This is a genomic window from Chryseobacterium sp. D764 (genome assembly GCF_019317325.1).
GTDB lineage: Bacteria > Bacteroidota > Bacteroidia > Flavobacteriales > Weeksellaceae > Chryseobacterium.
In genome coordinates this window covers 3,734,566-3,753,793 of the sequence record NZ_CP079219.1, presented here as the reverse complement: position 1 = coordinate 3,753,793, position 19,228 = coordinate 3,734,566, and the positions used below count along the sequence as shown (strand labels likewise).

Genomic DNA, 19,228 nt, shown 5'->3' with positions numbered 1-19,228 from the left:
TTTCCTCTGATTAAAAATTAATAAACATAGCAGATTACTTCACCGCCTACTTTCTCTTCTCTAGCTTTCTTGTCAGTCATTACTCCTTTAGAAGTAGAGATGATAGAAATACCCAAACCGTTTAGTACTCTTGGAAGTTCAGTAGAACCTTTGTACTGTCTCAAACCTGGTCTTGAAGCTCTTTGAATAGACTTAATAGCAGGTTTGTTAGTTTGCTTATCGTACTTTAAAGCGATTTTGATCACTCCTTGAACAGCGTTATCTTCAAACTTGAAGTTTAAGATATACCCTTGATCAAATAGGATCTTAGTAATCTCCTTTTTGATTTTCGATGCAGGAATTTCCACCACTTTGTGGCCTGCGCTTTGTGCGTTCCTTACTCTTGTTAGGAAATCTGAAATTGGATCTGTTACCATTTTTCTTTTATAAATTATTGGTTAAAGACAATCAGTATTGAAAAGACTTGAAGAGAAAAATATCAGACTTCAGAGAACTTCGGTCTGATATTATTGTTCTTTAGTATCCTGACAACTTAATTGTCCCGATTTTTAATTAGTAATTATTACCAACTAGCTTTTCTTACACCTGGGATAAGACCGTTGTTTGCCATTTCTCTGAAAGTTACTCTGGAAATACCAAACGTTCTCATGTACCCTCTTGGTCTACCTGTTAGTTTACATCTGTTGTGCAATCTTACAGGAGAAGCATTTTTAGGCAATTTTTGAAGTCCTTCGTAATCACCAGCTTCTTTAAGAGCTTGTCTTTTAGCAGCGTATTTAGCAACTAGTGCTTCTCTTTTGCGCTCACGCGCTTTCATTGATTCTTTAGCCATTTCTTAGTTCTTTTTAAATGGTAAACCGAAGTGAGTTAATAATGCTTTAGCTTCTTTATCTGTTTTCGCAGTAGTTACGAAAGTGATGTCCATCCCTTGGATTTTTTTCACTTTGTCAATTACGATTTCAGGGAAGATAATTTGCTCAGTAATACCTAAGTTGTAGTTACCTCTACCATCGAACCCATCTGCTTTGATACCAGAGAAATCTCTGATACGTGGTAAAGCAGAAGCAGTAAGTCTGTCTAAGAACTCATACATTCTGTGAGCTCTCAATGTTACTTTCGCTCCTACAGGCATTCCTTTTCTTAGTTTGAATGCAGCTTCATCTTTCTTAGAGATTGTACCTACAGCTTTCTGTCCTGTAATGTTTGTTAGTTCTTCTACAGCATAATCAATAATTTTCTTATCTGCAGTAGCATCTCCTAAACCTTGCGATATAACGATTTTCTCTAATCTAGGTACTTGCATGATAGACTTGTACCCAAATTCTTCCATCATTGCAGGAACAATTTGCTCTTTGTATATTTTTTTGGGTCTTGCTATAAATTCCATGTTAATTCAAATTATAAAGTTTCACCCGTTTTTTTGTTAACTCTCACTTTCTTATCTCCTTCGATTTTGTAACCGATTTTGATAGCTTTTCCGTCTTTACCAACTAAAGCTACGTTTGAGATATGAATAGAAGCTTCCTTTTCAGTAATTCCTCCTTGAGGATTTGAAGCTGAAGGCTTAACGTGTTTTTTAACGATGTTAAGTCCTGCAACGATTACTCTAGGGTCTTTTCCTTCTTTCTTAATCACTTCAATAACTTCACCAGTCTTACCTTTGATATCTTTCTTACCAGTAGTAATGATTACGTTATCTCCTCTTTTTATTTTTAACTTTGACATTTCTTTTAAAAATTTTTAAAATTAAAGTACTTCAGGAGCTAATGAAATGATTTTCATATATTCTTTGTCTCTCAACTCACGAGCAACTGGTCCGAAAACACGCGTTCCTCTCATTTCTCCCGCTGCGTTTAGTAATACACAAGCATTGTCGTCGAATTTGATGTATGAACCATCTTTTCTTCTTACTGCTTTTTTAGTTCTTACTACTACAGCTTTAGATACCTGACCTTTTTTAGCATTTCCTGATGGTGTAGAATCCTTGATAGTAACAACGATTTTATCACCAACTGAAGCATATCTTCTTCTGGTTCCTCCCAGAACTCTAATAACTAGTACTTCTTTAGCACCTGTGTTATCAGCAACTTTTAATCTTGATTCTGTTTGTAACATTATTACTTAGCTTTTTCAATGATTCTTACTAATCTCCATCTCTTGCTCTTGCTCATAGGTCTAGTTTCTTGGATCAAAACTGTATCACCTTCTGTGCATTCGTTGTTCTCGTCGTGTGCAGTATATTTTTTCGTTTTCAAAACGAATTTACCGTACATCGGGTGCTTTACTCTTGTAGTTTCACTAACAACAATAGTTTTTTCCATTTTATTGCTGGAAACCACTCCGATTCTTTCTTTTCTTAAATTTCTATCCATTGTAAAATGAAATTATTGTTTGTTAGTTAACTCAGTGTTTAGTCTTGCGATTGTTTTTCTCAAATCTCTGATTTGAATCGGGTTTTCAATTGGGCTGATGGCATGAGCTAATTTCAATTTAGAATATTGAGCTTTTGCTTCAGTTAATTGAGCTTGAATATCACCCGCGCTTAAATTTTTAATATCAGCATTTTTCATTGTATTCAAAGATTATAGAGGTTTAACAAAATCGTTAGCAACGATGAATCTAGTAACTACTGGTAATTTTTGTGCAGCAAGCCTTAAAGCTTCCTTAGCGATTTCGTAAGGTACACCTCCGATTTCGAACATAATTTTACCTGGTTTTACTACAGCTACCCAATATTCAACAGCACCCTTACCTTTACCCATACGTACTTCCGCTGGTTTCTTAGTAATTGGCTTATCTGGGAAGATTTTGATCCATAGTTGACCTTCTCTCTTCATATATCTTGTCGCAGCAATACGAGCTGCTTCAATCTGTCTTGCAGTGATCCAAGCTCCTTCCGTTGCTTTGATCCCAAAAGTTCCGTAAGCAAGTTGACTACCTCTCTGGGCATTCCCCTTCATCTTCATCTTGTGAACTCTACGGAATTTGGTTCTTTTTGGTTGTAACATAATTTCTAAATTTTAGATTTTAGATTTTAGATTTTAGATTTTTTTTAATTTTAAAAAAGTAACGGTAATTTAAAATTCAAAATTTCTAATCTAAAATTTTAATTATTATTGTTATTGTTGTTGTTTTTTCTAGGTCTTCTGTTGTCTCTGTCTCCACCTCTGTTTCCTCTGTCTGACTGACCTCCTTTTTTCTGTTGTCCCACTAGTGGAGAAAGTTCTCTTTTACCGTAAACTTCACCTTTCATGATCCAAACTTTTACACCTAGTCTACCGTAAGTAGTGTGAGCTTCTGCCCAGTGGTAATCAATATCAGCTCTGAAAGTTGACAATGGAATTCTTCCGTCTTTGAAAGATTCTGATCTTGCCATTTCAGCTCCGTTCAATCTACCAGAGATTTGAACTTTGATACCTTCAGCACCCATTCTCATAGTACTTGCCATTGCCATTTTAACAGCTCTTCTGTAAGAAATTCTGTTTTCAATTTGCTTAGAAATACTATCAGCAACTAATACAGCATCTAATTCAGGTCTTTTGATTTCGAAAATGTTGATTTGAATATCCTTACCAGTAAGTTTCTTCAATTCTTCTTTCAATTTATCAACTTCCTGACCTCCTTTACCGATGATAAGTCCCGGTCTAGCAGTAGTAATTGTAACTGTTACTAATTTTAGTGTTCTTTCAATATAAATTTTTGAAATACCACCTTTAGATAATCTAGCCTCAAGGTATCTTCTGATTTTGTAGTCTTCAGCGATTCTGTCTCCATAATCTTTTCCACCAAACCAGTTAGAATCCCAACCTCTGATGATACCTAATCTATTACCAATTGGATTTGTCTTCTGTCCCATACCTTGATTAATTTTCTTTTTTACCTAAGATTAATGTAATGTGGTTTGATCTTTTTCTGATTCTATACCCTCTACCTTGTGGAGCTGGTCTTAGTCTCTTCAATTGTCTTGCACTGTCTACAAAAATTTCTTTAACGATAAGATTAGCTTCTTCAATATCAGCACCTTCGTTTTTAGTTTGCCAGTTAGCCATTGCAGAAAGCAATACTTTTTCTAACTTGTTAGATGCGTCTTTTTTAGAATATTTTAGAATGTATAAAGCTTTGTCTACCTGTTCTCCTCTAATGATATCAGCTACTAATCTCATTTTTCTTGGAGAAGATGGGCAATCATTGTGTATTGCTTTTACTACATCTTGGTTTGTCAATTTACGTGCTAATGCACTTTCTCTTTTTCTTGATCCCATGATTATCTGCTTCCTTTGTTTTTGTTACCACCATGACCTCTGAAAGATCTTGTTGGAGAAAATTCGCCTAGCTTGTGACCAACCATGTTTTCTGTAACATAAACAGGGATAAAAGATTTCCCGTTGTGTACTGCAATAGTTTGTCCTACGAAGTCTGGAGAGATCATTGATGCTCTAGACCAAGTTTTGATAACTGTCTTCTTACCAGACTCTATATTTGTCTGAACCTTCTTATCTAAAGTATGATGAATGAATGGTCCTTTTTTAAGTGATCTTGCCATAATTATTTACGTTTAGATATGATATGACGGTTAGACGCTTTATTTTTCTTTCTGGTTTTGTACCCTTTAGCAGGCATACCGTTTCTAGATCTTGGGTGACCTCCTGAAGAACGTCCTTCACCACCTCCCATTGGGTGATCTACAGGGTTCATTACAACAGCTCTTGTTCTAGGTCTTCTACCTAACCATCTGCTTCTACCAGCCTTACCAGATACAGTTAATTGGTGATCTGAGTTGGAAACTGAACCAATCATTGCCATACATTCAGTAAGGATCATTCTTGATTCTCCTGAAGGCAACTTGATGATTGCATATTTACCGTCTCTAGAAGTTAATTGAGCTGAAGAACCAGCACTTCTTGCTAAAATAGCACCTTGTCCAGGTTTCATTTCAACACAAGAGATTACAGTACCCAATGGAATGTTTTTCAATTTCATTGCGTTACCTACGTTTGGTTCAACGCTTTCTCCTGATACTACCTTCTGATCAACTTTGATACCGTTTGGAGCGATGATATATCTCTTCTCTCCATCAGCATACTCTAATAAAGCGATAAATGCAGTTCTGTTTGGATCATACTCTACAGTTTTTACAGTTGCTTCAACGTTTGCTTTGTTTCTTTTGAAGTCAATAATTCTGTATTTCTTTTTGTGTCCACCTCCGGTGTAACGCATGGTCATTTTACCAGTTTGGTTACGTCCACCTGACTTACTAATACCAACTGTTAGAGATTTCTCTGGTTTGTTGGTAGTAATTTCTTCAAAATTGTTTACAATTCTGAATCTCTGTCCCGGGGTGATAGGTTTTAATTTTCTAACAGACATTACTATTATTTATAATTAATAATTAATTTACAGCAAAAATATCGATAACCTCACCTTCAGCAAGTTTGATTACCGCTTTTTTCAATTTGTTTGTCTTTCCTACTTGAAGACCTTTTTTAGTGTACTTTGAAGAAACCTTCGGAGCATAAATCATTGTATTAACGTCTGCTACTTTTACACCGTAAGCTGCTTCAACAGCTTTTTTAATCTGGATTTTATTCGCCTTAGGTTCAACTAAGAAAGAATAAGAACCTCTTAAATCTGTAAGGTAATTAGCCTTTTCTGAAATAACTGGTTTAATAATAATAGACATGACTTATTTCTTTAAATTTTCCTGGAATTTTTCAACTGCACCTTCGAAGAAAATAATCTCACCTGCATTTACTAAATCGTAAGAACTGATCTCATTGAAGTTCATTACTTTAGTTTTAGGCAAGTTTCTTGAAGATAAATACACATTCTTGTTAGCTTCAGGAAGAACGAATAAAGATTTTTTACCGTTAAGTTCCAATGCATTTAATACATTGATGAAATCTTTAGTCTTAGGAGCACCAAAGCTCAAATCTTCTAAAACTTTAATGCTGTTGTCTCTCATTTTCTGAGATAAAACAGATTTCTTAGCTAATCTCTTAAGAGCTTTGTTCAATTTGAATCTGTAATCTCTTGGCTTAGGTCCGAATACTCTACCTCCACCTCTGAAAGTTGGAGATTTAATATCACCATATCTAGCAGATCCTGATCCTTTTTGCTTCTTAAGCTTTTTAGTAGAAGCAGTAATTTCGCTTCTTTCTTTTGCTTTATGAGTTCCTTGTCTTTGTGCAGCAAGGTACTGTTTAACTTCTAAGTAAACCGCGTGCTGATTTGGCTCAATTCCGAATACTGTTTCGTCTAGAGTTACTTTTCTTCCGGTCTCTTTTCCTGATGTATTTAATACTACTAGTTCCATTTTCTGATAATTACATAAGAATTTTTAGCTCCCGGAACAGCACCTTTTACTACTAAAAGATTTTGTTCTTGATCAACTTTTAACACTTGAAGGTTTTGAACAGTTACCTGCTCACCTCCCATTCTTCCAGCCATTCTCATCCCTTTGAATACTCTTGAAGGGTCTGAACCAGCACCGATAGAACCTGGAGCTCTAAGTCTGTTGTGCTGACCATGAGTTGCCTGCATTACACCTCCAAATCCGTGTCTTTTAACAACACCCTGGAAACCTTTACCTTTTGAAGTTCCTGTTACGTCAACATATTCACCTTCCGTGAATAGATCAACTTTTACTTCTTCTCCTACTTTTACTTCATCAACGAATTCTCTGTAGAATTCTACTAATTTAGCTTTAGGAGCAGAACCAGCCTTTTTAAAATGGCCAGCTAACGCTTTACCAACGTTCTTCTCACTCTTGTCATCGAAACCTAATTGAACAGCTTTATAACCGTCTTTTTCTATGGTTCTGACCTGTAAAACCGAGCATGGACCTGCCTGAATAACCGTACAAGGAATGTTTTTTCCTTCTTCGTTAAACAAAGACGTCATACCGATTTTTTTACCAATAATACCTGACATTGTTTATATTATAATAAAATTTATCCTTTATTTATCCCCATTTTTTGGAAGTCTGAAGTAATTTCTACTTTTGATATAGGCATACTACGCTCCTAAAATGAGTGTGCAAATTTATGAATAATTTTATAACTGACAAATATTTCGAGTAAAATATTTTGATTTTTAATCGATTAGGTAATTTTGAAAAAAATTAGAACAACTTTCTCAAAGATTTATTTTGATTTAAAAAAAAGAAATTAAAATGAAGACCTTATTGAGCAACAACTGTCACCCCAACTTCTTCCAGCCCAGCCCTGTCTTCAGCAGAAATACCATTATCAGTAATCAGATAATCCACCTGATCCAAAGCGGCAATCTTACCAAATCCTTTCTTATTCAGTTTGGAAGAATCCGCAAGAATTACAGTTTGATCTGCGCACTCCATCATAATCTGGTTCAGATGGGCTTCTGCAGCATTGGAAGTACTGATTCCGAATTCCGGATCAATACCATCAACTCCAAGAAAGAGTTTATTACATGAAAACTGTTTAAGAATGCCTTCGGAAATAGAACCCACTATAGAAGTAGAGCTTTTTCGTACTTCACCCCCCAGCTGTATAATATTAATATTAGGATTATTGCAAAGTTCAATTGCCACTCTCAAAGAAGATGTGAGTACCGTAAGCGGACCAAAATTCATCAGCATCCTGGCAAGATAATGCATGGTTGTTCCAGATGCTAAAATAATACAGTCGTTTTCCTGAATCAACAATAAAGCCGCTCTGGCAATAGCCTGCTTCGCCTCTACATTGATACTTTCTTTCTCTACAACATTTTTTTCATAAGCATACCTCATCTGCTTACTTGCCCCTCCATGATTTCTGAAAAGAAGCCCCAGACTTTCGAGATAGTTCAAATCCTTTCGGATCGTAACTGAAGAAACATTGAGTTTTTCACACAGATCCTGAACAAGAACATGTCCTTTTTCATCAAGCTCTTTCAATATTTCATCCTGTCTTGGTATTAGCTTTTCCATTTTATTCGTTTCATCAAAAATACCGTTTTTTTTTTACTTTTTAAAATTTCGTTTATTTTCTTTTTGCTTTCATTTTTAATTTATATATTTGAAAACGAAACATAAACGAAACATTTATGAAACGAAACGAAGAACTAAGTAAGTTAACCAATGTAAAAGAATGGGACTTTATTGTCATAGGAGGAGGAGCCAGTGGTTTAGGTTCAGCATTAGACGCAGTAAGCAGGGGATTCAAAACTTTATTGATTGAATCTCATGATTTTGCAAAAGCAACATCCAGCAGAAGTACCAAATTGGTACACGGCGGAGTAAGATATCTTGCCCAGGGAGATGTCGGATTGGTAAAAGAAGCATTAAAGGAAAGAGGACTTTTAGCAAAAAATGCAGCACATATCGTAAAAAATCAGTCTTTCATTATTCCAAATTACACATGGTGGGGAGGAATATACTATAAAATAGGACTGTCCATTTATGATTTCCTTGCCGGAAAACTGAGTCTGGGTAAAACGAAATACATCAGCAAATCAAAAACTGTTGAAAAGCTTCCAACTATTGAACAAAAGCACTTGATGAGTGGGGTTGTTTACCAGGACGGACAATTTGACGATGCCAGACTTGCGATTAACCTTACCCAAACCATCATTGAAAAAGGCGGAAGTGCAGTCAATTATGTAAAAGTTATTAATCTTCTAAAAGATGCTTCCGATAAAGTAATTGGTGTCGTTGCAGAAGACCAGTTTTCTAAGCAGCAATATCAGATTCATGGTAAGGGGGTCATCAACGCAACTGGTGTCTTTACGAATGACATCCTTAATATGAACAATCCTAAGCATGGTAAACTTGTAGTACCAAGCCAGGGAATTCACCTTGTATTAGATAAGTCCTTCCTGAAAAGTGATGATGCGATCATGATTCCTAAAACTTCAGACGGCAGGGTTTTATTTGTTGTTCCATGGCATGACAGAGCCTTAGTAGGAACTACAGACACTCTTTTAAAAGATGAAAGCTTTGAACCCCGCGCACTGGAAGAAGAAATTAACTTTGTTTTAAATACTGCCAGACAATATTTAGCTAAAAAACCGACTCGTGAAGACGTAAAATCAGTTTTCGCCGGACTTCGTCCTCTTGCCGCTCCTAAAGACGGAAGCAAAAGCACAAAAGAAGTTTCCCGAAGCCATAAAGTTATTACTTCAGAAACAGGATTGGTTTCTATCATCGGAGGAAAATGGACTACCTACCGTAAAATGGCAGAAGATACCGTAGATGAAGCAATGAAAGTTCACAAGTTGGGAAATAGCCCATCTAAAACCGAACATCTTTCCATCCATGGAAATGTGAAACCAGAACAGGTAGACAGAACGAATCACCTGTACGTTTACGGATCTGATATTCCTTCTATAAAAGCACTGCAGGAAAGCAATCCCCGATATGCTCAAAAGATTCACCCAGATCATCCTTTTACTGTCGCAGAAATCGTATGGGCTGTAAGAACGGAGATGGCAGAAACTATTGAGGACATCCTGGCAAGAAGAGTTCGTTTACTGTTCCTTGACGCAAGAGCCGCTATAGACAGTGCTCATAACATAGCAAGAATTATTGCTGAGGAAAAAGGATATTCTGAAGAATGGGCCCAGCAGCAGGAAAATGAATTTATTGAATTAGCAAGAGGGTATTTATTAACACCTTATTCACCTAAAGTTATCAACCTAAATTAGCATTATATACATGAATGAAAAACTAATTCTCGCTCTAGACCAGGGGACAACGTCCTCCAGAGCGATTCTCTTCAACCACAGTGGAGAAATCAAATATGTATCGCAAAAAGATTTCGAACAGATATTTCCTACCCCGGGCTGGGTAGAGCACGATCCGAATGAAATATGGTCTTCACAGATCTCCGTAGCAGCAGAAGTTATAGCAAAAGCCGGAATCTCCGGTCTGGAAGTTGCCGCTATCGGTATTACAAATCAACGTGAAACAACCATAGTATGGGATAAAGAAACCGGTGACCCCATCTACAATGCTATTGTATGGCAGGACCGCAGAACCTCAAAATACTGTGATGAACTGAAAGAACAAGGTCATGCAGAAATGGTCAAAGAAAAAACAGGACTTGTTCTGGATGCTTACTTTTCAGCGACTAAACTAAAATGGATTCTCGATAATACAGAAGGAGCAAGACAAAAGGCTGAAGAAGGAAAATTATGTTTCGGAACCGTTGACACCTGGCTTGTCTGGAAACTTACCCGCGGAAAAATGTTTATCACGGACGTTTCCAATGCCAGCAGAACAATGCTTCTGAATATTCATACTTTAGAATGGGATAATGATTTATTAGAATTATTCAACATTCCGAAAGCTATTCTTCCTGAAGTAAAACAAAGCAGTGAAGTATATGGTGAAACCGCCACTACTCTGTTCTCTACTAAAATCCCGATTGCCGGAATTGCGGGTGATCAGCAGGCTGCTTTATTCGGGCAGATGTGTACCACTCCGGGAATGGTAAAAAACACGTACGGAACAGGCTGTTTCTTATTAATGAATACAGGAGCTGAAGCGGTTTCTTCTAAAAACAATCTTCTTACAACAGTAGCCTGGAAAATCAATGGAGAAGTGAACTATGCATTAGAAGGAAGTGTATTTGTAGGAGGTGCAGCCATTCAATGGTTAAGAGACGGTCTTAAAATCATTCATTCTTCAGATCAGGTGAACGAACTGGCTGCTTCGGTAGAAGATAATGGCGGTGTATATTTCGTTCCTGCATTAACGGGTCTTGGCGCTCCTTATTGGGATCAATATGCCCGTGGAACGATTGTAGGAATCACCCGTGGTACTACCGATGCCCATATCGCAAGAGCTACATTGGAAGGAATTGCATTTCAGGTTTATGAAATTGTAAAAGCTATGGAAGCTGATTCAGGAAGAGAGAGTCTTGAGCTAAGAGTAGACGGAGGCGCATCAGCGAGTGATCTTTTGATGCAGATACAGTCTGATTTATTCGCGGTTAAAATAACACGTCCAAAAACCTTGGAAACTACAGCACTAGGCGCAGCCTATCTTGCCGGTCTTGCAGTAGGATACTGGAAAAGTATAGACGAAATCCAGGAACAATGGATTGTAGACAAGGACTTCTACCCTCAACTGGACAGAGAACAAGTGGATAAAATGACCCACTTCTGGAAGAAAGCTGTAAAAAGTGCTCAAAGCTGGATAGAAGATTAATTCACTCACAAAAAAAAACTTATATGACCCCATTTATCGCAGAAGTTATCGGGACGATGCTTCTTATATTGTTAGGCAACGGCGTTGTAGCCAATGTTGTCTTAAAAGATACGAAAGGAAATAATTCCGGGTGGATCGTTATTACTACCGCATGGGCATTGGCCGTTTTTGTGGGAGTAACCGTTGCAGGGCCAATAAGTGGTGCCCATCTGAATCCAGCTGTAACCATTGGACTGGCCATTGCAGGAAAATTTTCCTGGGATCTCGTTCCGTCTTATATCGCAGCTCAAATGATTGGAGGAATGCTGGGTGCATTTTTGGTGTGGTTGTTCCACAAAGATCATTTTGCGATCACGGAAGATGAAGGAGCTAAATTAGCCTGCTTCAGTACTGGTCCGGCTATCAGAAAAACATCCTCTAACCTGATTAGTGAAATTATCGGAACATTTGTACTGGTATTCTGTGTTTTTTATTTTGCAGGCCCCAGCATTTCTTTACAGGCAGATCCAACCGCTAAAGTTGGACTAGGCTCTATTGGGGCCATTCCTGTTACATTTGTGGTGTGGGCAATTGGTTTATCGCTAGGAGGAACAACAGGATATGCCATAAACCCGGCAAGAGACCTTGCCCCAAGAATCATGCATGCCATCTTACCTGTAAAAGGGAGCAGTGATTGGGGATATGCCTGGATTCCTGTTATAGGCCCAATTACAGGGGCTGTTATCGCAGCAGTTATATATGGATTTTTAAAATAAACAAATGATGAAAAAAATCTTAAAGGGAATCTTTCTTCTTGCTATGGGCACAGGAAGGTTATTTTCACAGGAAAATAGTGAAACCAAGGAAACCAAAGAAGGAAGGCTTGATTTTACAGCCAACATTCAGAACAATCACTTATGGAGAGGGCTTATTATTACAGACAAGCCTGTTGTGATGGGAAATATTTCCTATGCTCTGGATGCGGAGAAGAAATGGAAAGTGGGAATTTGGGGAGCTTCTGCATTAGCGGACGATAAGGACAATACCCATTATAAAGAGATCAACTACTATGTTCAGTATTCTGACGGACGTTTTTATATTGGATTATGGGATCTTTATAACTCCAGAAATATCAACACTGCAGTGGCTGCCGATGATATCTTCAGCTATTCACAGAGAAGAACCGCCCATATTATTGATTTAAGAACAAATTATACTTTCGGGCCTTCTTTTCCAATCAATATTGAAGCTGACATTATGCTGTATGGAGGAGCCAATGCAGGAGAAGTCATTCTGGAAGCTGACGGAAGTTATAAAAAAAACAGATATTCTACGTATGTTCAGGCAAGTTATCCTGTCATCAGTGGTCAGAAAGTAAACCTGGATGCTTTTATAGGAGCCGGATTTGCCCTTAATGACAAAACCTTTTTGTATGGTAATGGCAAAAACAGCTTCGATATTGTAAATGTAGGGGTGAAAGCAGGGAAAGTGGTTAAGATCACAGATCACTACAGTCTTCCTGTATCCATGATGGCTATGTGGAATCCGTCTAACAAGTATGCAAGGATTCAGCTTGCAGCAACCGTTTTTTAATCTGAATTTAACTAAATTACAGAAAAGCCACTTCTTTTGAAGTGGTTTTTTGTGACGTCGTTCTTCCTAAGAAAGAGAATGATTAAAAGAATTTAAAATAGGGTGAAAATCCCACCAATAACCGGGTTTTTACGGAGAATATTTTACTTAAATATATTTACTTTTGAAAAAAAAAGAATGAAAAAGATTTTCAGTTTACTCATTCTGTGTATCAGTATTTTTACATTGGCTCAGCAAGTAAAGCTTCCTTTTACCGGACACAGAAGTTTTGATATCATGAAAGGATACAGCGGTACCGGTACTCCCCACTATTATCTGGATATAAAAGCAAATGGTGATGTTCATTTTGGATATGTTCAGGTGAATCAGGCAGACGGAAAAGAAACAACAGAGGAAATCAATGCCGGAAAATATGCTTCAAATAAAGTCATGAAAGTAGTTTTCAAAGAATATGACGAGACATTTTTGATGAAATTCGACAAAGACAAGATTTATCTTACCGATGAAAGGGGAAATATTCTACATCTTGATGGATGCTGTTCTTCCAGAGAGAGCATTGATAAAGAAACCTGTAAGTGTGAAAGTGAACTTTACAAGTAGTAAAATAGTATATATAGAGAGAGTCGCTCCATCCGGGGCGGCTTTCTTGTTGTGAAAAGCAATCCCATCAGATTAATCACCGGGATTTTACGGTTTATACTTTGTTTAAATATCTTTATTTTTGAAGAAACATATAGCTACAATGAATTGTGGCTTCAAGAGTGATTTGTATCAATGAGACATTTTAAAATTCTATTCGTATTTCTTCTCTTTCTTGTAGTATCATGCAATAAGAGAGAAAATTATCCTTACACATTCTATTACTGGAAAACCCATCTGAAACTGGATCACGAAGAAAAGAAAACATTAGATCAGGCAACCGTTCCTTACTTGTACACCAGATTTTTTGATGTAGATAAAGTGAACGGAAAATTCCAGCCGGTAGCTGTTATTACAAAAGACAAGAGTTTTCAGACGGATAAACAGATTGTTCCCACCGTTTTCATTACCAATCAGACTTTATTGGGTATTTCCACAGAAGAGGTAAGGTTTCTAGCGGAAAGTATTCATCTTTTGATTCTAAAGAAAACGGAAGAGTATCATCTGAGAACCAATAATGAAATTCAGATCGACTGTGACTGGACAGCCGGAACACGAAATGATTATTTTAAATTTCTGAAAGAACTCAAAAAGATCTCCGGAAAGGAAATTACCTGCACGCTTCGTCTTCACCAGGTAAAAGATAAAAAGCAGACCGGAATTCCTCCTGTAGAAAAAGTATATCTGATGTGCTACTCCACTTCATCACCACTGGAAAATTCTGACAAGAACTCGATTCTGGACATCAACATCCTAAAAAGCTATCTTTCAAAAATGGAAGACTACCCTATCAAAAAAATTGAAGTAGCCCTTCCTATCTATTCCTGGGGAATTGTCACCAATCATTTAGGTAAACATAAACTGATCAATGCTTTATCCAAAAGAGATCTTGAAAATTCAAATTTCAAAAAGATATCCGATCATGAAATTCAGGTTTTGAAGGACGGATTCTATTTTGGAAGTTATTTAAACAAAGGCTTCAAAATAAAAGCAGAAGAAATCTCTGAAGAACAGCTTGAAGAGGTTATCTCTTTTTTACAGAAAAAAATCCCGCATTTTAATATTATTTATTATCAATTAGATAGTAAATTTGTGTCAGATCGGAAATTTTAATCTCTCAGAGATAGAGGCACACATCTGTCAAGACCAAACCATAAACTATTACACAAAATTTAAAAAAAACCACAAACCCTATGAAAAAGTATATTCTTTCACTTGCGGTTGTATCACTTTTCTATACAAAATCTGACGCCTGTGCATGGTCAGATCCTGATTATGATTACTTCAACCTTTTTACGCAAAGCATTATTAAGGATAAAGCATACCTTCCTTTTCTGCACAACTATTCGAGCAGGTTCTACGGAGGATACAATCCATCATTGATTCCTGATGATAATATTGAAACATGGAAAAAGTTCTTTAACAATCAGCTTAGCTATACCGAAACTCAGAATCTGGTATATAAGATGAGTATGAACGACCTGAATGCCTTAAAGAATGGAAGCCCAGCAAATCCACTTCTACAAAAGCTAGGAACAGGATTCTACCAAAAATATAAGGAAGGTCTTGATTATTTGATTGAAGCCAAGTATCTGGAACCTTATATGAGCATCAATTATGTTGAAAGTGATAATTCATTTTATTATGACAGAGATGCCAACAGGAAAAATGCCACAGCTCTTGATTATAATAAAACCATTGCTGCGTTAACGTCTTTGTACAATGCGGCAAGAAACCCTGAGATCAAACAACGCTACGGATACCAGCTGGTGCGTCTGAATCATTATACCAGAAACTATGATTCCGCAATGCAGGCTTTCAAAACCTACGTTGCTCCAATCAAACTGAAAGGAACGGTTTACTTCATGTCTCTGGACCAATTGGCAGGAGCACAGAGAGGATTGGAAATGAACAGCGATGCCAACTGGAATTTCTTTCAGGTATTCATGAACAGCAAAGACCGCAAGGAATCTGCATTTGTTTCTATGAAACTTTCTGATACGGCATCTTTCAGCAATATTATGAAAAGAGCCAATACTAATGAAGAAAAGAATATGGCTTATTTCCTTTTAGGGTATGAAGATTTCAACAATCCGATTCCTACTATGGAAAAGATGTATGAGATCAATCCTGATTCTGAGATCCTGAAGGTAATGGCCGCAAGAAGCATCAATGAACTGGAAAGAAGTTATCTCCCTACTTATTATTACACTTCAGACGCTGCCAATAGTCCATATATACAAAGAGGAAAAGCTGACAACAATACTTCTTCAAAAGATGCTAAAGCCACTCCTACAACTGAAATAAAGGAGGAGAAGATTTCTTTCTGGCAAAAAATTGTAAGGTTTTTTAAAAACCTGTTCGGAGGTTCAAAATCTAAAGAATCTGCTGATGGAAAGAAAACGGATCAAAGCGATGACGAATTGCTGGACAATCCAAACAGAATTCCATTCTACACCACTTCCGGCTATGGATATGATGATAAGATGAAGGACTATCTTGACGACCTTCAAAAATTCACTGACAAAACGAAAGAGAAGTCTAAGGATGAATATTGGCAGATCGCAGATGCTTATCTTAAATTCCTGAAAAAAGATTACAAAGGAAGTACAGAAATCCTGGAAGATATTAAAACAACGAATCCTGAATATCTGGAAGAGATCAAACGAATGAAAGTTCTGAATGACATTGTTTCCCAGCCAAGGATTGACGCCGCCTATGAGGATCACCTGATGAAAGATTATGCTGAATATTTTGTGGAGAAAAAGGTAGAGAAAGACACAGCCACTACAGATAATTTCGATTATTATGGTGAAGCACCTTCTACTGCAGATTTCCTAAAGGATGTTATGGCAAACCGTTATTTCCTTCAGGGAGAAGACGGAAAATCATTCCTGATGAACAATAAGCTTTCGGATCTTCAATACAATCCTAACTCTGGTCTTGTGAAGAGTGTGGAAGAGTTTTATAGAAAGCCAAATAAAACTCAGTTTGAGCAGCAAATCATTGCTAAAAATATGGATAGCGTAGGTAATATTGATGCTTTCTTCAATACCATTTACGGGGACAGAGCTATGAGGCTTGCCGATTTTGAAAAGGCGAAGTCTTATTATGAAAAAGCAAAAAGCTTTGCCGGTATTCCAAGACAGAATTACGAATGGACAGAAAAGAATGGCCAAACGATCACTCCAAAACAATATACTTCTGCAGAGTATGATGGATTTAAAAATATATCAAATCTTGTATTCGGGCATAATGTTTGGGAAAGTTTCGGAAGTCCTGATGCAGAAAGTATGAAAGCTGAGAGCTATACTGATTTTCCTTTCATTAAAACCAACATGGACAAACTTGAATTAGCTGATGTATTGATTCAGCTTAAAAAGATAGGAAACGGAACGGATGAAAAAGCCGCAAAAGCTAACCAGCTTATCGGAAATCTATTGTACAACACCTCTATTTTAGGATATTACCGCGAGTTGTTTGTAATGGATATTGACAACAGCAACGGAGGCAAATATGACTTCTGGAATACAGACAGAAAGAATCCTTACAAGTATTATTATAAGAACTTCCTGGACACTTCTTATATTGAACCTGATAATTTTGATCTGTCGATCAACTATTATCAAAAGGCACTTAAGCTTTCCAACAATAAAGAAGAAAAAGCAAGAATCTTATTCCAGATGGCAAGTGCCGAACAGGGTAAATATTATCAGTACGAAGCAAAAGCTCCAAAAGATTTTGATTATTCTGATCCGAAGTGGTCCGAAAAAGAAGACGCCCGCCAAAAGGAAATGGACAATCTTAAAAATCAGAAGTACAGAACCTATTTTGCTCAGTTAAAAACTCAGTATTCTGAGACCGAAGCTGCTAAAAGCCTGATGGGAAGCTGTAGTTATTTCAGCTATTTTATGAAACGATGATTCTAAAGAGAATGTATAGAAGTTTGTATAAAATGAAGATTACATATTTTAGATGGAGTTCAAGACAAGCTTATTATTTATCAGACAAAAAAAGGAATCATTTAGATTCCTTTTTTTGTTCTTGCTTCTGTAACCATTCTTCATGCTTCTCTCTGAAAAAATCGTGTTTATAGTTCTGATTTCTCTTTGCGGCATCAATAGAATGAGACATATGAATATCAGTATCTTCCTTAGCAAACTGAGCCAGGTTCTCGTAATAAAGATGAAGCTGGTCAAGTTCTGCTTCCGTAAGATCTTCAATATCTACAATTCTGTTGCTTGCCTTTTCGTGAGCGGCTATAATTTCGTTCAGTTTGATCTGTATGGCTTTTGAATCTTTATTCTGGGCTTTCTGAATGAGGAAAACCATCAGAAAGGTAATGATCGTAGTTCCGGTATTGATTACCAGCTGCCAGGTTTCTGAATAGTTAAAAAAAGGACCTGTAACTGCCCATATTACTACGATAAGGAAGGCCCCGATAAAAGCAGATGGACTTCCGGTAAATTTTACAGCCCAGTTTGAAAATTGTTCAAAAAAATGATGACCTTTATGACTCATAGCTTCTGTTTTTATATACTAAATGTATAAAAATTAATCCGAAATCATGAAAAGGCTAAGAATATGAGGTATCTAAATATTTTGGGTTGTTTTTATTTCATTTTTCTGAATCTATGCCACCAGATCATAAACCCTGTCACCGGCAGCGAACAACCGATAAGAGAAACTATAAAGTAGAGAATAATACTTGGCAATCCCATGATTTCTCCCGTATGTAAAGGTTTTGCTAAAGATGTAAACTGTTTGTTCAAAGGTTTGTCAGAAAACAGTTCTTTTGTTTTGAAAACTCCCGTTTTATCAAATGTTACTTCGTCCGGGAACATCATTCCAAGGAAGTTTTCTCTGTTGGTTTTGATAACAACATACCGCGGATTTTCTTTATTGGGGAGCTCTATACTTGTAACAGCATTGTAAGGAAGATGACGGTCTGCCAGCTTTAAAATATTATCCACAGAAGCGGAAGTAGCGTCTTTCAGGTTTTTCTTTTCGTCCTGTTTCTGAAGCATATCTTCCAGAAGTCCCCCGAAAGCATCATCTCCACTGTCTTTTTCTTTTGAAATATTATCTATTGACGATCCTCCCAGGCTTATGATGAGAGTATTCTTTACCCACGGATACGTCACATACAATCCGGTAACAGCAATAAAGAAAAGCATGAGAAATGTATAAAACCCCAGTGTATTGTGCAGATCATAATTGACCCTTTGAAATTTTGCTTTGAACATGACAGTGAGTCCCTGTTTCAAAAACTTCAGTTTCTTCGGGAGCCAAAGAATAAATCCTGAAATCAGCAGAATACAGAACATAAGAACTGAAGCTCCTACAATCTGTCTTCCTACATTTCCCATCATCAGATTTCTATGAAGATCCAGAACAACTTCAAAGAATCTACCGGAGTCAACATTGGGCTGTCCAAGAACTTCTCCTGTATATTGGTTGTAGTAAGTACTTTTATCCAAATTATTTTCACGGTAACCGACCACATAACTTTTCCCTTTATCATTGGGAATCATCAGAGAAGTAAGTTCTTTACTATGTTTTAATAATTCCACCTGGATCAGATCAAGATTCATCGCTTTTTCTGAACCCGGACTTATGTAAACTTTATCTCTGTTGCTAAAATCGGTAATCTGATTTTTGAATGCATAGAGGCATCCGGTAAGACACATGATAAAAACAATACTGCTTGATAAAAGTCCCAGCCAGAGATGAATGATCCACATCAGGTATTTTGTAACCGATTCGTTTTTTCTTCTTTTCCTGTAAAGGCTTTTAAGTAATACTCTCATTATTTAACAGCAAAAACATTAAGACAGTTGTACCGTCTTA

25 protein-coding genes are annotated in these 19,228 nt (G+C 36.9%); 7 read left to right on the top strand and 18 right to left on the bottom strand.

The features are described from left to right. Positions 1 to 17: 17 nt before the first annotated feature. The 16 genes from rpsH to KYG33_RS16960 all read right to left on the bottom strand — a co-directional run bounded on the left by rpsH (position 18) and on the right by KYG33_RS16960 (position 7,945). On the bottom strand, positions 18 to 416 hold the full coding sequence (gene rpsH, locus KYG33_RS17035) for a 30S ribosomal protein S8 (RefSeq protein ID WP_047376575.1): 399 nt from the start codon (positions 414 to 416) through the stop codon (positions 18 to 20). A gap of 146 nt (positions 417 to 562) precedes the next feature. Further along, on the bottom strand, positions 563 to 832 hold the full coding sequence (rpsN, locus tag KYG33_RS17030; protein WP_002983233.1) for a 30S ribosomal protein S14: 270 nt from the start codon (positions 830 to 832) through the stop codon (positions 563 to 565). 3 nt (positions 833 to 835) lie between these two features. Next, entirely contained in the window at positions 836 to 1,387 is a 552-nt protein-coding gene (gene rplE, locus KYG33_RS17025) for a 50S ribosomal protein L5 (RefSeq protein WP_047380587.1), read from the bottom strand. Between the two features lie 11 nt (positions 1,388 to 1,398). After that, the gene (gene rplX / locus KYG33_RS17020; protein ID WP_047376572.1) at positions 1,399 to 1,725 is read right to left on the bottom strand and encodes a 50S ribosomal protein L24; all 327 of its coding nucleotides are present in this window, start codon (positions 1,723 to 1,725) and stop codon (positions 1,399 to 1,401) included. A 21-nt stretch (positions 1,726 to 1,746) separates the two neighbouring features. Then, complete coding sequence (rplN, locus tag KYG33_RS17015; protein ID WP_002983226.1) at positions 1,747 to 2,115, bottom strand: 50S ribosomal protein L14; 369 nt, start codon at positions 2,113 to 2,115, stop codon at positions 1,747 to 1,749. Between the two features lie 2 nt (positions 2,116 to 2,117). After that, a complete protein-coding gene (gene rpsQ, locus KYG33_RS17010; protein ID WP_027387210.1) occupies positions 2,118 to 2,372 on the bottom strand; it encodes a 30S ribosomal protein S17 in 255 nt (84 codons plus the stop codon). Between the two features lie 12 nt (positions 2,373 to 2,384). Further along, entirely contained in the window at positions 2,385 to 2,570 is a 186-nt protein-coding gene (rpmC, locus tag KYG33_RS17005; RefSeq protein WP_034694678.1) for a 50S ribosomal protein L29, read from the bottom strand. Positions 2,571 to 2,582: 12 nt separating this feature from the next. Next, positions 2,583 to 3,008 (bottom strand): 50S ribosomal protein L16, encoded by a 426-nt coding sequence (rplP, locus tag KYG33_RS17000; protein WP_077413596.1) that lies wholly within the window; start codon positions 3,006 to 3,008, stop codon positions 2,583 to 2,585. Positions 3,009 to 3,106: 98 nt separating this feature from the next. Next, on the bottom strand, positions 3,107 to 3,856 hold the full coding sequence (gene rpsC, locus KYG33_RS16995) for a 30S ribosomal protein S3 (protein WP_077413595.1): 750 nt from the start codon (positions 3,854 to 3,856) through the stop codon (positions 3,107 to 3,109). A 7-nt stretch (positions 3,857 to 3,863) separates the two neighbouring features. Continuing rightward, on the bottom strand, positions 3,864 to 4,262 hold the full coding sequence (rplV, locus tag KYG33_RS16990; RefSeq protein WP_034694674.1) for a 50S ribosomal protein L22: 399 nt from the start codon (positions 4,260 to 4,262) through the stop codon (positions 3,864 to 3,866). Between the two features lie 2 nt (positions 4,263 to 4,264). After that, positions 4,265 to 4,543, bottom strand: coding sequence for a 30S ribosomal protein S19 (rpsS, locus tag KYG33_RS16985; protein ID WP_034702850.1), 279 nt, complete (start codon positions 4,541 to 4,543; stop codon positions 4,265 to 4,267). Positions 4,544 to 4,545: 2 nt separating this feature from the next. Then, a complete protein-coding gene (gene rplB, locus KYG33_RS16980; protein WP_047380579.1) occupies positions 4,546 to 5,367 on the bottom strand; it encodes a 50S ribosomal protein L2 in 822 nt (273 codons plus the stop codon). Positions 5,368 to 5,389: 22 nt separating this feature from the next. Further along, positions 5,390 to 5,680, bottom strand: coding sequence for a 50S ribosomal protein L23 (gene rplW / locus KYG33_RS16975; RefSeq protein WP_047380577.1), 291 nt, complete (start codon positions 5,678 to 5,680; stop codon positions 5,390 to 5,392). A 3-nt stretch (positions 5,681 to 5,683) separates the two neighbouring features. Next, positions 5,684 to 6,313, bottom strand: coding sequence for a 50S ribosomal protein L4 (gene rplD, locus KYG33_RS16970; protein WP_045491156.1), 630 nt, complete (start codon positions 6,311 to 6,313; stop codon positions 5,684 to 5,686). After that, entirely contained in the window at positions 6,304 to 6,930 is a 627-nt protein-coding gene (gene rplC / locus KYG33_RS16965; RefSeq protein ID WP_077413594.1) for a 50S ribosomal protein L3, read from the bottom strand. The genes rplD and rplC overlap by 10 nt, the downstream gene beginning before the upstream one ends. 250 nt (positions 6,931 to 7,180) lie before the next feature. Next, a complete protein-coding gene (locus tag KYG33_RS16960; RefSeq protein WP_077413593.1) occupies positions 7,181 to 7,945 on the bottom strand; it encodes a DeoR/GlpR family DNA-binding transcription regulator in 765 nt (254 codons plus the stop codon). A gap of 116 nt (positions 7,946 to 8,061) precedes the next feature. Here KYG33_RS16960 and KYG33_RS16955 point away from each other — a divergent pair, with 116 nt between their 5' ends. From KYG33_RS16955 to KYG33_RS16925, 7 genes are all read left to right on the top strand, one after another. Beyond that, the gene (locus tag KYG33_RS16955; protein WP_219072110.1) at positions 8,062 to 9,660 is read left to right on the top strand and encodes a glycerol-3-phosphate dehydrogenase/oxidase; all 1,599 of its coding nucleotides are present in this window, start codon (positions 8,062 to 8,064) and stop codon (positions 9,658 to 9,660) included. 10 nt (positions 9,661 to 9,670) lie between these two features. Then, positions 9,671 to 11,167: a glycerol kinase GlpK gene (glpK, locus tag KYG33_RS16950; RefSeq protein ID WP_077413591.1), complete on the top strand. Its 1,497-nt coding sequence runs from the start codon at positions 9,671 to 9,673 to the stop codon at positions 11,165 to 11,167. 23 nt (positions 11,168 to 11,190) lie between these two features. Next, positions 11,191 to 11,922 (top strand): MIP/aquaporin family protein, encoded by a 732-nt coding sequence (locus tag KYG33_RS16945; RefSeq protein WP_077413590.1) that lies wholly within the window; start codon positions 11,191 to 11,193, stop codon positions 11,920 to 11,922. 43 nt (positions 11,923 to 11,965) lie between these two features. Then, on the top strand, positions 11,966 to 12,739 hold the full coding sequence (locus tag KYG33_RS16940; RefSeq protein ID WP_411267051.1) for a hypothetical protein: 774 nt from the start codon (positions 11,966 to 11,968) through the stop codon (positions 12,737 to 12,739). A gap of 177 nt (positions 12,740 to 12,916) precedes the next feature. Continuing rightward, the gene (locus KYG33_RS16935) at positions 12,917 to 13,339 is read left to right on the top strand and encodes a hypothetical protein (protein ID WP_180565047.1); all 423 of its coding nucleotides are present in this window, start codon (positions 12,917 to 12,919) and stop codon (positions 13,337 to 13,339) included. A gap of 174 nt (positions 13,340 to 13,513) precedes the next feature. Beyond that, positions 13,514 to 14,491, top strand: a complete 978-nt coding sequence (locus KYG33_RS16930; protein WP_180565046.1) for a hypothetical protein — start codon at positions 13,514 to 13,516, stop codon at positions 14,489 to 14,491. A gap of 80 nt (positions 14,492 to 14,571) precedes the next feature. Further along, entirely contained in the window at positions 14,572 to 17,301 is a 2,730-nt protein-coding gene (locus tag KYG33_RS16925; protein ID WP_077413586.1) for a hypothetical protein, read from the top strand. 97 nt (positions 17,302 to 17,398) lie between these two features. Here KYG33_RS16925 and KYG33_RS16920 read toward each other — a convergent pair whose 3' ends face one another. Beyond that, positions 17,399 to 17,899 (bottom strand): low affinity iron permease family protein, encoded by a 501-nt coding sequence (locus KYG33_RS16920; protein WP_077413585.1) that lies wholly within the window; start codon positions 17,897 to 17,899, stop codon positions 17,399 to 17,401. Positions 17,900 to 17,991: 92 nt separating this feature from the next. Beyond that, complete coding sequence (locus tag KYG33_RS16915; RefSeq protein ID WP_219072108.1) at positions 17,992 to 19,188, bottom strand: PepSY-associated TM helix domain-containing protein; 1,197 nt, start codon at positions 19,186 to 19,188, stop codon at positions 17,992 to 17,994. Between the last annotated feature and the right edge of the window lie 40 nt (positions 19,189 to 19,228).